This window comes from Ignatzschineria sp. F8392, assembly GCF_002252045.1.
In the GTDB taxonomy this organism is placed as follows: Bacteria; Pseudomonadota; Gammaproteobacteria; order Cardiobacteriales; family Wohlfahrtiimonadaceae; genus Ignatzschineria.
Genome location: NZ_NEFF01000007.1, coordinates 17041 through 33278, shown reverse-complemented (window position 1 = coordinate 33278; position 16238 = coordinate 17041). Strand labels below are relative to the sequence as shown.

General features: G+C 40.9%; 11 protein-coding genes. 5 read left to right on the top strand and 6 right to left on the bottom strand.

From position 1 onward, the window contains the following. Positions 1–444 precede the first annotated feature (444 nt). The 3 genes from B9T19_RS09485 to pyrF are packed head-to-tail and all read right to left on the bottom strand — an operon-like array spanning position 445 to position 2210. The gene (locus tag B9T19_RS09485; RefSeq protein WP_094568396.1) at positions 445–843 is read right to left on the bottom strand and encodes a DUF1622 domain-containing protein; all 399 of its coding nucleotides are present in this window, start codon (positions 841–843) and stop codon (positions 445–447) included. A 21-nt stretch (positions 844–864) separates the two neighbouring features. Continuing rightward, positions 865–1500: an orotate phosphoribosyltransferase gene (gene pyrE / locus B9T19_RS09480; RefSeq protein ID WP_094568451.1), complete on the bottom strand. Its 636-nt coding sequence runs from the start codon at positions 1498–1500 to the stop codon at positions 865–867. After that, positions 1500–2210, bottom strand: coding sequence for an orotidine-5'-phosphate decarboxylase (gene pyrF, locus B9T19_RS09475; RefSeq protein ID WP_094568395.1), 711 nt, complete (start codon positions 2208–2210; stop codon positions 1500–1502). The genes pyrE and pyrF overlap by 1 nt, the downstream gene beginning before the upstream one ends. 1141 nt (positions 2211–3351) lie before the next feature. Between pyrF and B9T19_RS09470 the strand changes: the two genes are divergently transcribed. From B9T19_RS09470 to B9T19_RS09450, 5 genes are all read left to right on the top strand, one after another. Next, complete coding sequence (locus B9T19_RS09470) at positions 3352–4209, top strand: ABC transporter substrate-binding protein (protein WP_094568394.1); 858 nt, start codon at positions 3352–3354, stop codon at positions 4207–4209. A 728-nt stretch (positions 4210–4937) separates the two neighbouring features. Continuing rightward, a complete protein-coding gene (locus tag B9T19_RS09465; RefSeq protein WP_233146841.1) occupies positions 4938–6677 on the top strand; it encodes a chorismate-binding protein in 1740 nt (579 codons plus the stop codon). Between the two features lie 266 nt (positions 6678–6943). Further along, positions 6944–7909: a bile acid:sodium symporter family protein gene (locus B9T19_RS09460; protein ID WP_094568393.1), complete on the top strand. Its 966-nt coding sequence runs from the start codon at positions 6944–6946 to the stop codon at positions 7907–7909. Between the two features lie 435 nt (positions 7910–8344). Next, the gene (locus B9T19_RS09455; RefSeq protein WP_094568392.1) at positions 8345–10072 is read left to right on the top strand and encodes a thiamine pyrophosphate-dependent enzyme; all 1728 of its coding nucleotides are present in this window, start codon (positions 8345–8347) and stop codon (positions 10070–10072) included. 277 nt (positions 10073–10349) lie between these two features. Beyond that, positions 10350–12077: a thiamine pyrophosphate-dependent enzyme gene (locus B9T19_RS09450; RefSeq protein ID WP_094568391.1), complete on the top strand. Its 1728-nt coding sequence runs from the start codon at positions 10350–10352 to the stop codon at positions 12075–12077. 234 nt (positions 12078–12311) lie between these two features. Here B9T19_RS09450 and B9T19_RS09445 read toward each other — a convergent pair whose 3' ends face one another. From B9T19_RS09445 to B9T19_RS09435, 3 genes are read right to left on the bottom strand one after another with little or no spacing between them, the layout of a single operon-like run. Beyond that, positions 12312–14336 carry a TRAP transporter permease gene (locus tag B9T19_RS09445; RefSeq protein WP_094568390.1) on the bottom strand — a complete coding sequence of 675 codons (2025 nt, stop codon included), beginning with the start codon at positions 14334–14336 and terminating at the stop codon, positions 12312–12314. Next, positions 14323–14778 carry a DUF1850 domain-containing protein gene (locus B9T19_RS09440; protein WP_158214397.1) on the bottom strand — a complete coding sequence of 152 codons (456 nt, stop codon included), beginning with the start codon at positions 14776–14778 and terminating at the stop codon, positions 14323–14325. Before B9T19_RS09440 ends, B9T19_RS09445 begins: the two co-directional genes overlap by 14 nt. Before the next feature lie 43 nt (positions 14779–14821). Further along, a complete protein-coding gene (locus B9T19_RS09435) occupies positions 14822–15802 on the bottom strand; it encodes a TAXI family TRAP transporter solute-binding subunit (RefSeq protein WP_094568388.1) in 981 nt (326 codons plus the stop codon). Positions 15803–16238: the final 436 nt, after the last annotated feature.

The window sequence follows — 16238 nt, the reverse complement described above, 5'->3', positions numbered from 1 at the left end:
TCATCTCACCTCGCTCTATTTTCAGTTATGAAGAGTAACTATCATTGATTGTCATTGATTGTCATTGATGCTCGTTGATAGTTATTAGAGATTATTAGAAGTTATTAAAAATAAGGAGGGAGAGAATGAATCTCTCCTTCTTACAAGTTTCAGGTGTGATCTACTTTAAAACTCCCTAAAGAGAGATCTCTAGAGGGAAATCTTAATAGTAGATTACTTCTTGAAAATAGATCACTCTGTGATCATTTCTCCTTCAATATGAAGATCTTTGCTCGGCTTGCCGAGCTTTTTTTTTATGACTTTTTAATGATTGACTCATCGATTGATCTTATCTCTTTTTTTGCAAAAAAATACCTTAAGATCTTTAACCTTAAGGTATTGTCATGATCGTTAAGTAGATTAATCGATCAATCGATCAATTGATAGAGCTTGAGTTGGGATATTTTATGATTCTCTCTCTGCTCTCTCCTCTTTTTTCTGATGTGCAGCTTCCTCTCTTTCCGCATTACCTGCTTCGATCTCTTTGCCTAAGAAGTAGGAGATTGCTGTTCGAATGACCACAATGCCGCCGAGGATTAACATATCATCGATCGAAGGATTCATAATTGTCTCAATAATATCGGAGGCGATTAGAATTTCGAGGCTTAGGAGGATATAGGATCCGAGATAGACCTTAATCCCATTATTTTTCTGGGCAATCGCAAATCGATCTTCCCTTGAACACTCATTTCTAATAAAGCCGAAAGCAGCTTTAATAACACCAATCAATAGTACAAGAATAGAGAATCCATTGAGGATATCGACTAAGAGCTCAACGGCCCATTCAAGAGAGTGAAACGTCATAAAGTTACTCCATAAAGATGACTATTTACCCCAACTGCTAGGATCTTTATTCCATTCAGTTAGAGCAAGGCGTTCCTCTTCATTAATAATATTTTTAGCAAGGGCTGTTTCGACTAATGCCGGGTAGTTACTGAGCGTTGCATGGCGCAGGTTTTCACGTTTAAAGTTTTCATCTGCAATAGGTAACTCGTACGAGAAGATTGCCGCAACCCCTAATACATCCGCGCCAGCTTCTCTAAGTGCGTGAGCACAAGTAATAGAGCTTCCACCGGTAGAGATGAGATCTTCAACAATCACCACTTTCTGCCCTGGTTTGATAATTCCCTCAATCATATTACCGCGACCATGTTTTTTGGGGGAGCTACGAACATAGACCATCGGTTTTTCTAAGACAGCGCTGACCCATGAAGCATGAGGGATACCAGCTGTTGCGGTGCCGGCGACAACTTCCGCTTCTGGGAATTTCTCTCGAATCAATTCAATAAGATTTTTTGAGATAAATTTACGAACGGCGGGATAACTAACAATTAAACGATTATCACAGTAGATCGGCGATTTTAAACCTGAAGCCCAGGTAAATGGCTTTTGTGGAGAGAGTGAAACAGCATCAATTGAGAGAAGTGCTTCAGCGACATCATGTGCAACATTTGTTTTCATCATAGCGTTCTATTCCATTCTTCTTTAACAGTGTAATAAGCTTTAAGAGGATCTTTAGCTTGCGTGATTGAGCGACCGACAACGATATAACTTGCACCATTTTTCTTCGCTTCAAATGGGGTCATAATTCTGCGTTGATCATCAGCAGCATCTGATGCGAGACGAATTCCTGGCGTAACACAGAGGAAGCTTTCACGGGTATTCTCTTTAACCATCTTCGCCTCTAATGCCGAACAGACAACGCCATCGAGACCTGAGTTATTTGTAATCTTACTATAATGGATGACCGATTCGAGTAGGCTTGTTTGAATATTTTGCTCTCGCTGCATCTCAATTTCACTCATACTCGTTAATTGAGTAACGGCGATAAGGCGTGGGCGCTTTGCATTACCACTTCCAATCTCTAACCCTTCAAGTGCTTCTTCCATCATGCGTTTACCACCGGCAGCGTGCACATTGACCATATCAACGCCCATCTTTGCAAGGCCGATCATTGCGCTCTTAACGGTGTTGGGGATATCGTACAGTTTTAGATCTAAAAAGACCTCATAGCCACGCGCTTTGAGTGTTTCTACTAACATCGGCCCTTCATTGTAGAAGAGTTCCATTCCGATCTTTATATAGAGCTCTTCTTCTTTTGGCATCATCTCCAAAAAAGCCTTTGTCTCAAGGTAATTTGGAAAATCTAGTGCAATTATAGGTTTTGTCATTATCGATTTATCTTCTTTCTTTTTTCCAAAAAAAAACCGACTATTGTCGGCTATTTAAAACAGATAAGGAGAACGATAGATGGTGATGCTATTCATTTGCATAATCTACTCTCCTTATTGCTTACTATCTCTATAGATGTTTTGACATTTTCGTCTACATAAAATTGGCAATATTCTAACACTAGAAGTAGCACTTGAAAAGAAAGAGCTTTTTAAAATTTCTATCTCACTGTTTTATATATAACTTATTTTCAGCTGTTAGATTCCCCTTCTACTATTGATCTCCCTCTTTTCAGAGGAGAAGCAGAGGAGCTCTAAGATCATTCTCGGAGCTGCGGGAGCCCACTATTTAGTTCTTATTACTACTTCCTGCCCGCAGGTGGGCATCTTTAGATGCCAGAAAAGATCCCTTGCCGGCGTGCGATCATTAGAAGAACAGGATAGTGAGATCCGGCAATCGTTCAGCCCTCTTATTTTATTATTTCATTATTTCAATTCATAAAGATTTTGGAGCTGCGGAAATTCACTATTTAGTTCTTATTACTACTGCATGCCCGCAGGTGGGCATCTTTAGATGCCAGAAAAGATCCTTTGCCGGCGCGCGATCATTAGAAGAGCGCGATAGTGAGATCCGGCAATCGTTCAGTCTATTTTTCTCAATAACTCCTGTGGATAACTTTGTGGATAGCTGTGGGTAAAAGTGTGGATAACATCTCTTTATAAATAGAATGATCTTGAGAGATCTCAGCTAGGAATCTCTCCGGAGCTTCTGAAGTGACCGCTTTTTATCGGTAAATTTAGAGAATTTTTCAGTTTTTTTAGCTTAAATAGCACTTAAAATCGTTGAATAGGAGGGGACCGATGATTAGATAGCCACTTACGTCTCACTTAATTTCTGTGAAAAAAGCAAGTTAATTCATTGTAAATCAATAAGATGAGCATTTATTGTGAGGTGCTTAGTAAAATATTTGATGATTGCTATAGACAAAGCGAATAAAAGCATTAATAATAAGAATCATTCTCAATAGATACTATTCTCAAAAGAGATCTAGAACCAGTTGAGATCTCTTTTTATATTTTATCCCCAGTTGCTTTACGCAATCTATTTTACGATTTAGGTTTTGCGATTTAGGAATCAATTATGAAACTTTTTTTAAAAAAGAGCCTCTTATCTCTCTCCCTCTCATTAGCTGTTGCGATGGCTAGCCCAAAAGCAGTTGTGATGGATTTTGGTGCGGTTGATACGTTACAAGCACTAGATGCCACAGATCTGATTGTTGCACTCCCTAAAGGGAATTTACCGACCTATCTTCAATCATTAGATTGGAGTCATGCAGAAGATAGTGGTGGGATGAAGAGTCCTGATTTAGCTAAATTTAAAGAGATGCCGATCGATCTGATTGTGATTTCGCCCCGTTTAGGGAATCAGGTCGAGACCTTAAGTGAGTATGCGCCGGTCCTCAATTTTACAGTAGATTCTGATCATTATCTTGAGTCGGTCTCTGAGAATATCACTCAATTAGCAAAGTTAGCGGATAGAGAGCAAGCTGCGGATAGAGCCCTTAAGGCGGTAACTGATGAGATCGCACAGATTCAAGCAGAGATAGCAAAGAGTGATCAGCAAGCGCTTGTTGTGATCCACAATGATGGGAAGTTGATGGCAACACCAACAAGTGGTAGTGCGAAGTTTATCCACAATTTTCTGGGGGTAAAAAATGCAGAAAAGATGCCTAAAGAGGGGCGTCAAGCCGCAGACTTACCCTATCTGACATCAGTTGCGCCAGATTTGATCTTTGTGATTGATCGCAGTGCCGCAATTGGTAGCACACCGATGGATCAAGAACAGGTGGAGAAATCCCTCATAATTCCCCTCAATGAAGCGCTCGATAAAGAGGTGAAGATGGTCTATTTAGATCCAACGCTCTGGTATCTCTCTGGCAATGGATTGATCTCGATTGTGAAGGAAGCACAAGAGATTAAAGCCGCACTCAAAGAATAGTAGAGCCCCATAATAGCGATATTGATCATCTATCGATTGAGCTGAGTATTACCGATTAAATATTTTGCCTTTATTGTATCTCTAAGGATACTCCTTTCTAGCAGTTGTTTATTGTTCTTTTAAATTTTATTTTTAACTTTTGAATCAAAGTTTCTGCTCTTGGCCCTGATTGATCGAGATAAAATTTGTTGACTTCCTCCAAAAAACATGCAAATTATATCCTAAGTATCTCGATTAAATCAGGGTCTTTTTTAATTCTCTTAATTGTAAATTGTAGTTTCTTAATTCTCGGTTGTTAAATCGATTATTAAATTTGGATTCTCGATAGTAGAGATTCGATAGTAGAGATTTAAATATGAGATCAAACGATGAGATCACTATGAATTTAATATAAACCTGATATTAGATGGGTACTTGATTGACCTCTAGATAGAGAAGTCACCTTAAAATAGAGATAGGGATTTAATAACAGATGATTCACTCGACACACACAATTCGTTTTTTCCGTCGTTGGTGGTTACGCGCATCGTAGCGGGTAAGCACTTTTTTATGACGTTAAAAAAGAGTGTTGAGAGAAGAGGCCCGCAATATGCGGGTCTTTTTTTATGCTCCATATTGCGCTCATCCGAAAATAAGGCCTCAGAGTAACGCTTAAAAAGAAGAGAGTATTTTTAATTTAGACGCCTTTAGCATGCCGATAGAGCGATCGTTAAATTGTAGGAGACCGTATGGAAGCACCTGTTGTAGCAGAAATTTTTACTTTAAGTCGAGAGATTCCCTCCCACTTTGAACCTTTTGATCTCTTTGAAGGAGTGATGAAAAAGGGGCCATCCTCATTAGGGATGCTCTTTGAATCGGCGCGTACTGATAATCAGAGTGCTTTAAAGAGTATGATGATTACGAAAGCGGCATTGCGGATCACCGCCTTGAAAGAGCAGGTGACAGTTGAAGCATTAACCCCTTTAGGTAAGCATTTAATTAAAGATCTAAAAACTCTATTTTCCACTGCTATTGTGGAAGAAGATGTGGGAGAAGGGAGCGCTTGCGTTATAAGATTTTCTTTTCCTTATCCCCAATATTCGCGTGGAGTATTAACGATATTAGATCCACTATTAGCTCTGAAAAATCCGCAATTTGCGCCTTTCATTGGTGGATTATTTGGATATGATCTTGTTGGAGAGTATTACCAGATTCCCGTGCCGGAGAAGGGGCGAGATCTCGATCTCTGTCTCTTTTTAGCAGAAGAGCTCATTCAGATCGATCACAAAGAGGATCAGGTGATCTATGAACATCTCTATTTAGAGTGCGATAAGCGAGATCGTTTAGAGATCTATCGCTCTTTTAATCAAAAGGCCGCTCATTATAGTGATCTGATTGAAAAACTGGCAGGAGAAAGAGCTGATTTCCCCACAATATCCCCAGAGTTATCCACAGGAGAGCTGGGAATTACTGAAAAGATCGAAGAAAATGGATCAGGAAAGAGGTTAGAAGAGGAGATAAATGGACGTTATCCTGAAACTTATTCACAAAGTTATCCACAGGTTGCTTCTGATCGAGATGAACCGTCTTATCATTTAAAGATACAAGAACCGATTGTTAGTGCCCAAAATGGAGTTGTTACGCCTGATCGTGGCACCTTTAAAAAAATTGTTGAACACTTTATTGCTAAAACTACTTCGGGAGAGTTATTACAAGTAGTTCCATCACGTCGTTTCTCTCTCCGCTGCCACTCCCCTTTTAAGAGTTATCGTCAATTAAAACGCGCCTATCCTAGCCCTTACCTCTTCTATCTTCACGATCGCGATTTTACCCTCTTTGGTGCATCCCCTGAATCGGCTCTGAAATACTCCCCTTATACTCGGGAATTAGAGCTCTATCCTATTGCCGGCACAAAGCGTCGGGGATTAGTTTCTGGAGAGATCGATCCGGAGCTTGATTTGCAGATGGAGGAGCTTCTAAAGAGTGATCCTAAGGAGTTAGCAGAACATCTGATGCTAGTTGATCTTGCGAAAGAGGATCTTGGCAAGGTATCAGAAGAGGGATCTATCTATGTTAAAGATCTTTTGAAAGTGGATCGTTATCGTTATGTGATGCATCTTGTCTCTCGAGTTGCCGGAAGACTTAAAGAGGGCTTAACACCTATCGATGCTTATCTTGCGGTGATGAATATGGGGACATTAACCGGAGCGCCTAAGATTGAGGCGATGCGTCAAATATATCAATTTGAGACGGAAGCGCGTGGAAGTTATGGTGGTGCTATTGGCTATGTAGAAGGATTGATGCAGGGAGATCGCTTCGATAGTGCAATTACAATTCGCTCAGCTTATGTTAGAGAGGGAATCGCCTATGTACAGGCAGGGGCTGGAATTGTCGCAGAATCTGATCCCGAGAGTGAAATTGAAGAGACAGAAAATAAGGCTAGTAGTGTTGTGATGGCAATTTTAGAAGCAAATACTCAATCGATTTAAAAAGCATGCTACCTTTAGAGATTGCCTTTAAGCAGCAGTGAGAATTCTCACCGATATTTTCGCAAATATTTAAAGTTTAAGTGATTTTTACCCAAGATCACTGAATTTACTTAAATTGATAGAGATCTCTCTCTTACAAAGAGGGGAGGTTTTAGAGATTCATCATCATTATAGAGGAGAGAAAAGCGTCCTCATAATCGATTAAATCTCTTTTAAGAAGATATTTGCGTTTGGAATAATTTAAATCGAGATAGGAGTAATTTTAGATGCAAGCGTTAGCTCGTTTGAGCCAATTTGTGGGGAAGACATTCGCTTTTTGGGTACTGCTCTTTGCAGGATTAGCCTTTTTTACCCCCGATACTTTTAAATTTATTGGACCTTATGTTCCTTGGTTGTTAGGCATTGTGATGTTAGGGATGGGGATGACTCTGACTCTCTCCGACTTTGGCGAGATTTTACGACATCCTAAAGCGGTTATTTTAGGCGTTGTCGCGCAATTTGTTATTATGCCACTTCTTGCTTATGGTTTATCGATGGCCTTTATGTTGCCGGCACCGATTGCGGTAGGGATTATTCTTGTGGGTTCTTGTCCAGGAGGAACCGCTTCTAATGTCATTACTTTTTTAGCAAAAGGTAATATTGCCCTCTCGGTTGCTTGTACCTCCGTTTCAACATTATTAGCGCCACTTTTAACCCCTCTAGTCTTCTATCTATTAGCGAGTCAATGGATCGATATCTCTATGGGGGCCATGTTTATGTCAGTCTTGAAGATGGTACTACTGCCTATCGCTATCGGCGTTCTATTACGAATGCTCTTTAAAAAGCGAATAGAGCAGGCAACAGAGGTATTACCACTTGTCTCTGTTGCGGCAATTGTTCTGATTGTTGCCGTTGTGGTGAGTGGTAGTAAACAGTCCATTATTGAGTCAGGGTTACTCATTTTTGGTGTTGTGGTACTCCATAATGGATTGGGCTTCCTCTTCGGTTTTTGGGTGGCAAAACTCTTTAAGCTCAATTATGCCGATAGCAAAGCCGTTTCCGTAGAAGTGGGTATGCAAAACTCAGGTTTAGGTGCAGCATTAGCGAAGACCCATTTTGCGATCGATCCTGTAATAGCGGTTCCGAGTGCTATCTTTAGTTTATGGCATAATATTTCAGGGCCTATTTTAGCAACCTATTGGGCCGCAAGAACCGATGAAAAAGGCGCGAAAAAGGGTGAAGTTAAAGAGTAGCCTGTTAAAATAGTTTATTCATTATCGATACCGTCCATTATCGATACGATAGATCATTGTGAAAAGCAGATAGCAGAAAGTTATCTGCTTTTTTATCGTTTATTTTTTAATGTTTTTATAAGCATTATTTCTATAAATATTGTTTTTATGGATATTATTTTATAAATATTATTTGTGCGAATATTATTTGCTAGTAATGTTATTTTGAGATCTTGGTATCGTAATGTTGATTATTGCTCTCCAGGCCAATATTTTCTTCAATTATTGAATATTTAAACAATTTTTAATAAATCTATGAAAAAAATAGTGATTAATCTTCTATAAATTCTATAAACTCTATAAAATTAAATCTTTATAGCTTTATGTAAAAACATTACAATGAACAGGTAGCACATTTCCTATTTTCGATATGAATATGATCTATATGGAGTCATTATGTCTAAGAAGAAAGTTGCAAGAATTGTTGTAGAAGCGCTTGAGCAAGCGGGTGTTAAACGTTGTTATGGTGTCGTGGGCGATACGTTAAATGATGTGACCGATGCGATGCGTTATCACACCGATATTGAGTGGGTTCATATGCGTCATGAAGAGGCTGGAGGCTTTGCCGCCGGCGCTGAAGCTTATATGACAGGAAACTTAACTGCTTGTGCCGGCTCCTGTGGTCCTGGAAGCCTTCACTTTATCAATGGTCTTTATGAGAGTCATCGAAATGGTGCTCCAGTTGTTTTGATTGCAAGTCAATTACCGACCAATGTATTAGGCACTGACTTCCCTCAAGAAGTAGATTATATGCCAATCTATAAAGGTTGCTCCGTCTTTTGTGAAGAGGTTAAAAATCCTCATGAAGCAAAACGGGTGATTATGACCGCTTGCCAAGAGGCGATTGCGAAGAGAGGGGTCTCCGTGGTGATTCTTCCTTCCGATATTAGTGCACAAGAGGTGGAAGATACCCCTATTTTACAACCGCAAGCACCGGTTGCGCCGGTTATTCGTCCAACTGATGGCGAGATTAAAGCGATTGCAGAACTTCTCAATAGCGGTAAGAAGATCGGTGTTTTTGCCGGCGTCGGTTGTGCCGGTGCTTTTGATGAGATTCTCGCGCTTTGTGAAACATTACAAGCCCCGATGGCACATACCTCAAGAGCAAAAGATTTTGTAGAGGGAAATAACCCTTACAATGTGGGAATGACCGGTATGTTAGGGGTTCAATCAGGGTATGAGATGATTAAAAATTGCGATACCCTTTTAGTTTTAGGTGCAGATTTTGCATGGTCTCAGTTTTATCCTAAGAATGCCGATATTATTCAGATCGATCTAAACCCTAGCCGTTTAGGATTGCGTCACGCGATCAAATTAGGGGTTATTGGCGATGTTAAAGAGACATTAAAGGCATTATTACCCACATTAGAACGTAAAGATGACTCCTCATTTTTAGATCATTATCGTCAGATGCATACAAAATGTATGGCGAAATTAGATAAGAAAGCGGTGGCTGATCATGAAGGATTGATCCATCCTCAATACTTAATAGAATTGTTGAGCGAACATGCCGATGATGATGCGATTGTCACCGGGGATACTGGTTCAGCAATGGCTTGGGTTAATCGCCATTTTCATACCAATGGAAAACGTCGTACACTTCTTTCAATGAAGCATGGAACAATGGCTAATGCGATGCCACAAGCGATCGGAATTCAGAAAGCATATCCCGATCGACAAGTGATCTCTGTCTCTGGAGATGGAGGACTCGCGATGTTAATGGGAGATCTTTTAACATTAGTTCAAGAGAAAATTCCATTAAAAGTGATCGTCCTCAATAACGGCACCCTCGACTTTGTGGAGTTAGAGATGAAGGCGGAGGGAATCGTCAATAGCTATACCGATCTTCAAAATCCAGACTTTTCAAAAGTTGCGGAAGCGATTGGTATTAAAGGTTTCTTAGTAAAAGGATCTCATGAATTAGAGGCAACATTAAAAGAGTTTTTAGCTTATGACGGACCGGCATTACTCGATGTTCATGTGGAGCGTTTAGAGTTGATCTGGCCGCCCCATGCGGAATTTACCAACTATGAGAATATGGCACTTTACGGTGCAAAAGCGATCTTAGGGGGAGAAGGGCATACCTTCTTTGAGATGTTAAAAGAGAACTTTTTAGAGAAGTAATTGATGTATCTGACCTTCTATAAATAATTTTATAAAAATCTATTTTATAGAGATCTATTTGATAGAAGTCCATATGTAGAAGTCCATATGTAGAAGTCCATATGTAGAAGTTCATATGTAGAAGTCTACATGAAAGAGTCTATCTGAATTTGAGATAGTTAAACATGATGAAAGGAGCGACCTAACAGTTCAATAAAAGAGCCGTGAAGGTCGCTCTATTTTTATCATTGACTCTTATCATTTCCTTTCACAATCTTAATCAATAGGAAGAGAGAAGATGGCAAAGAAGAAAGTAGCACAGATTATTGTGGAGACATTAGAGCTCTTTGGGGTAAAACGATGCTATGGCGTCGTCGGTGATACGCTCAATGATGTGACAAATGCGATGCGTTTTCATACTGAGATTGAGTGGGTTCATGTGCGTCATGAAGAGGTTGGCGGATTTGCTGCCGGAGCGGAATCTTTTATGACCAAAGGTTTAACTGCTTGTGCCGGCTCTTGTGGTCCTGGAAGCCTACACTTTATCAATGGACTCTATGAGAGCCATCGTAATGGTGCGCCAGTTGTCCTGATCGCAAGTCAACTGCCCACTTCTGTATTGGGAACCCAATTTCCTCAAGAGGTGGATTATAAACCGATCTATGAGGGATGCTCTGTCTATTGTGAAGAGGTGCGAAATCCCCATGAAGCAAAAAGAGTGATTATGACCGCTTGCCAAGAGGCTCTAGCAAAGCGAGGAGTTGCAGTGGTGATTCTTCCTTCCGATATTAGTGCGCAAGAGGTGGAGGATCTTCCTATTCGCCAGCTCTATCAACCTAAACATCCATTGATCTATCCACAAGAGAGCGAGCTGGTAAAATTAGCAAAAATTATCAATAGCGGTGGTAAAGTTGGAATCTATGCCGGAGCGGGATGTGAAGGGGCGCATGAAACAGTGATTGCGTTAGCAGAGCGTCTTAAAGCGCCGATTGCACATACTTCTCGCGGAAAAGATTTTATTGAAGGGGAGAATCCTTACAATGTTGGTATGACCGGTATGATGGGGATTAAATCGGGATATCAGATGATTGAAGAGTGTGACACGCTCATTATTTTGGGCGCTGATTTTGCTTGGTCTCAATTTTATCCCAAGCATGCCAAAATCGTTCAGATCGATCGAGATCCTCAAAAACTTGGGCTTCGTCACGGCATTGAGCTAGGGCTTATTGGTGATATTGAGCCCACCTTAGAGCGATTATTACCCCATCTTGATCAGCGTGAGTCGACAGAATTTTTAGATCGTTGTCGTCATCTTTATCAGAAAACAGTGAAAAAACTCGATAAGAAAGCTGTTGCCGCAAGTGAAGAGCTCATTCACCCTCAATATTTGACAGAGCTATTGAGTGAATATGCTAAGAAGGATGCTTTTGCAACCGCTGATGGAGGTTCTGCTACCGTCTGGTTACTACGTCACTTTGAAACATTGGGAACGCGTCGAACATTAGTGTCACTGAAACATGGAACAATGGCGAATGCGATGCCTCAAGCGATCGGTATTCAGAAATCACATCCCGATCGACAAGTGATTGCGCTCTGTGGCGATGGGGGAATGACCATGTTGATGGGGGATCTATTGACGATTGTTCAAGAGAAGCTTCCCGTTAAGATAGTCGTGATCAATAATGGAACGCTCGATTTTGTAGAGTTAGAGATGAAAGCTGATGGTATGGTTAATAGCTATACTGATCTACAAAATCCTGATTTTGCACTAATGGCAGACTCTATTGGAATGAAAGGATTCTCCGCAAAAGGTTCTCATGAGTTAGAAGAGACCGTTAAGGCCTTTTTAGAACATGAAGGTCCGGCATTACTCGATGTTCATACGAGTCGTTTAGAGCTGATCTACCCTCCTCATGCAACGCCCGGGAATTATCTCAATATGGCACTCTATGGTGCAAAGGCGATCATTGGTGGTGAAGGGGAGAGTTTCTTTGGAATGTTAAAAGATAACTATCTACGGAAATAGAGGCTTTCCATCAGTGGTCAATGATCATGTTTTAAATGGTTCGTGATTCACTGTAATAATTCACTGTAATTGATTCACTATTACCGCTAAAGAAAAGGTCTCACTTCAATATTGAGGTGAGACCTTTTATCTTCCTATTTCAGTTACAGTTACAGTTTCAGTTTCTGCTACTACTTCGATTTACGCTTGTAATCGATTGTTTGATTATTTCATCTGATCAGATAGATCGTGATGTTAAGCAAGCGCACTATCGCCTTTATTGATCAATTTAATAGGAAGCTTTTTAATATTGATAGTGATAATCGTGATGACAATAACTGCTCCGATGAGGTCTGTCACTGTCTCTGGAACGACTAACATCAACGCGCCGGCAGCTAAAATAATGCGACCGATAAAACTAAAGCTACACTTGAAATAGCCTTCAACCGCGGCACTTAAAGCGGTAATGCCGATAATTGAGGTGATTGTAATGCTGATCATATCGAAGATAGGGGGAATAGGAAACTCTGTTGCATTCATCGGTAATCCTGTTGTATCGATCATCAACATCGCTGGATTATAGACAAACATAAAGGGAACGATAAAGCCGGCAACGGAGAGTTTAAGCGATTGCCATCCGGTTTTCATTGGATCTCCACCGGCAATTCCTGCTCCGGCGAAGGAGGCAAGGGCAACAGGGGGTGTAATATTGGCAAAGAGTCCAAAATAGAAGACAAAGAGATGCGCAACAATTGTTGGAACCCCAATATTGGCAAGTGCCGGCGCGGCAATGGTTGCGGTGATGATATAGGCCGGAATGGAAGGAAGACCCATACCTAAAACCATCGATGCGATCATCGTTAAGAAGAGCGTCATAAAGAGCATCCCCTCACCGGTACCTGTAATAGAGCCGATAAGCTCTGTTGCCGCAGAGGTTAAGCTTAAGACACCGATCACAATACCGATGACCGCACAAGCCGCCATAACAGAGAGGGATTGTCTTGCACCATCTTCTAGCGCCTCTAAAATATTTTTAAAGCTCATGCGCGTCGCTTTTCTAAATTGACTGACCACAATTGCAATTGCAATGGTATTGAATGCAGCATAAGCGATCGGCATATTGTTACCTAAGAAGTAGACAAGCGCAAAGATAGGAAGGAGAAGGTGTCCACGCTCCTTTAAAACCTCTTTAACACGAGGAAGATCTGCTTTAGGAATCCCTTTAAGATTATCTTTTCCTGCTCTAAAGTGAACTTGTGCAATAACGCCTAAGTAGTAGAGAAGTGCAGGGAAGAGCGCCGCAAGTGCAATGGTTCCATAAGAGATCCCGGTGGTTTCTGCCATAATAAAGGCGCTTGCCCCCATAATAGGCGGTAGGATCTGTCCACCGACGGAAGCACTCGCCTCAACTGCGCCGGAGAAGTTTTTGCTATAACCGACCTTTTTCATCATCGGAATAGTAAAAACACCGGTACCAACAACATTACCTACGGCAGAACCATTGATACTTCCCATAAATCCACTTGCCACTACCGCAACTTTTGCCGGTCCACCCTGTTTATGACCTGCGAGTGCGAGTGCAAGATCATTAAAGAGTTGCCCCATTCCCGATTTGTTGAGAAATGCGCCAAAGAGGATAAAGAGGAAGATAAAGGAGACTGATGCCCCTACCGCAGAGGAGTAGAGTCCTTCGGTTGTGATATAGAGATGACCAAAGATATCACTTAGATCGAAAGGGCGCGTCTGCAATATTCTCGGCATAAAGTGATAGCTACTGATAAAGGGGTAGATGAGGAAGATTGCTGCCAATGTTGGAAGAATCAATCCCATCACACGTCTCGCGGCTTCCATCACTAAGAGAATCGTCATAATCGACATCACAATATCGGTATTATTCGCTATTCCTCCTCTGACTGTCGCAATCGCTTGATACTCCGTAAAGAGATAGCCTAAAGAGAGAAATGAGAGTGCCACTAAGATCCAATCATACCAAGCGATCTTATCGCGAGATTGCTTCTTATAGGTAGGGTAGATTAGAAAAACTAGCGAAATCCCAACAGCTACGTGAGTTGCCCGGTAGAGTAACTCCGGCATGGGATTATAGGTTGTCCAGAGGTGGAAGAGAGAATAGAAGATTGCAAAGCAGGAGATAAAGATCCGAAGATATTTGCTGCTTGGTGTTCTTACTATCGATTCACGATCAAATTTTTCTAAAATCTGTTCCGTGTCGGCAGGGATGGTATCTGCAATATGGTAAGCTTCTGCATTATTGCGGCTCATGACAGTTCCTTATAGATAAACGTTGCCAAAAATTAAAAGATCTATTGCGAAATTCCACTTCGCTATAACGATCAACCTCACGATAAATCTCCCAAGGCTGATCTTTAGAAAGATAGATAGTAGAACGGACATCGTGATCAACAACCCAGTTGATCTCCGGCATAAAGTGATCGATCTGATAGTGAATCATATCGTCATTGCGATCGAGCAGAATGCCATCATGAGGGACGCCCGCACCAAAAGTTTTGAATTTTGTATGGGTTAAGATAAATCCCTCATCTTGACGCTGGTAAAATTCGATCCAAGGCGTCTTATCCACTGAGTGAATCCAAGAGAGAGCAAAGGTCGGTGACTCAATTTTACAGCGACCATTTTCAGTGATAATGAGGGTGATAGGCTGCGAGTGGATAAAGGTTGAGAGAAGCAGAGTAGTAGTCGCCATGATGACCACCACTACTAATAAGATAAGAGATCGTCTTCTACTCTTATTTTGCCGCTTGCTCATCATAGTACTTCTTAGCACCTGGGTGGAGCGGTGCTACTAAGCCTTCTTGAGCAGTTTCAAGAGAGATTCCTTTTGCAGCTTGATGCGAGTTAGCAAGATCATTGAGACTCTCAAAGAAGGTCTTTGTTAACTTATAGACATCCTCTTCACTGAGATCTTTACGTGCAACTAAGGCATTAACAATGATTGCTGTTGGAATAGGTTCTGCATTGCCATAAGTGCCTGCAGGGATCTCCGCTGAAAGGAAGTAAGATTGATCTTTTGCAATCTCATCAACCATCGGTTTTCTAATCTCAACTAATTGAAGATCAAAACCTTGCTCAAGCTCCATAATTGAGGCATTTGGAAGACCACTTGTTAAGACTGCAGCATCGATTTTACCGCCACGAAGCGCATCGACCGCTTCGGCAAATCCTAAATAATCGACCTGAAGATCATCATAGGTAATTCCATGACCTTTGAGGAGAGCGCGAGCATTCATCTCTGTTCCTGAGTTGAGATCTCCTACGGCAACACGGCGACCTTTAAGATCATCCATTGTTTTGATTCCCGATTTTTTCGAGGTGACGATCTGTACATAGTTTGGATAGAGTGCCGCAACCTGTACAACGTTTTCTAAGGGCTCTTTAAATGAACCTTCGCCGGCAACCGCTTGGCTTAAAACATCACTCATAGTGAGTGCTAATTCAGCCTTTCCTTGATTGACAAGGTTTACATTCTGAATCGATGCACCAGTTGATTGTGATTTTGAGTTAACGCCATAGGTTTTTGAGTAGATCTGTCCAAGTGTTGTACCAATAATGTTATAAGGACCTGATGATCCACCTGTTGCGATAGTAACAAAACGGGTATCTAAGCCATCCCCTTTATCTGCAACACTCTCCTTATCATCACCACAGGCGATTAAGAGTGTTGAAAATGCCGTCACCATTAATAATTTTTTTAGACCAAACTTTTTCATAATATCCTCCAGAGTAGAGTTTTTAAAACTCCGCTATCTTACTCGACTTCTCGCCTTAAGGTAAAGGAAGCGATCGGTGTCGAGTATTTTTTTAGTAAAATTAAAAGATCGATATCTCTTTATCAATGTCTCATGATTGCTCTCTCAATATAGCCCTCTAAACATTGCTCTTTAAATATTGCAAATATTAGATCAAATCTCTACTTAATATTGCTCACTATCAATTTCCCATTTTCTGCAGATCGATAAGATTGATCAAGAGGGATAAAGAGCGATAGGTAAGATATTGATATCGCATTAAAATGTAAAGATAATGTAAAGATCAGAAGCCAATATCAAAATCTATCTGGGAAATCTATCTTAGAGATCTATATCGGAAATGGATCTTATTATCGACCTATTGTAGTAACACAATCTATTAACTGAATCATACTCT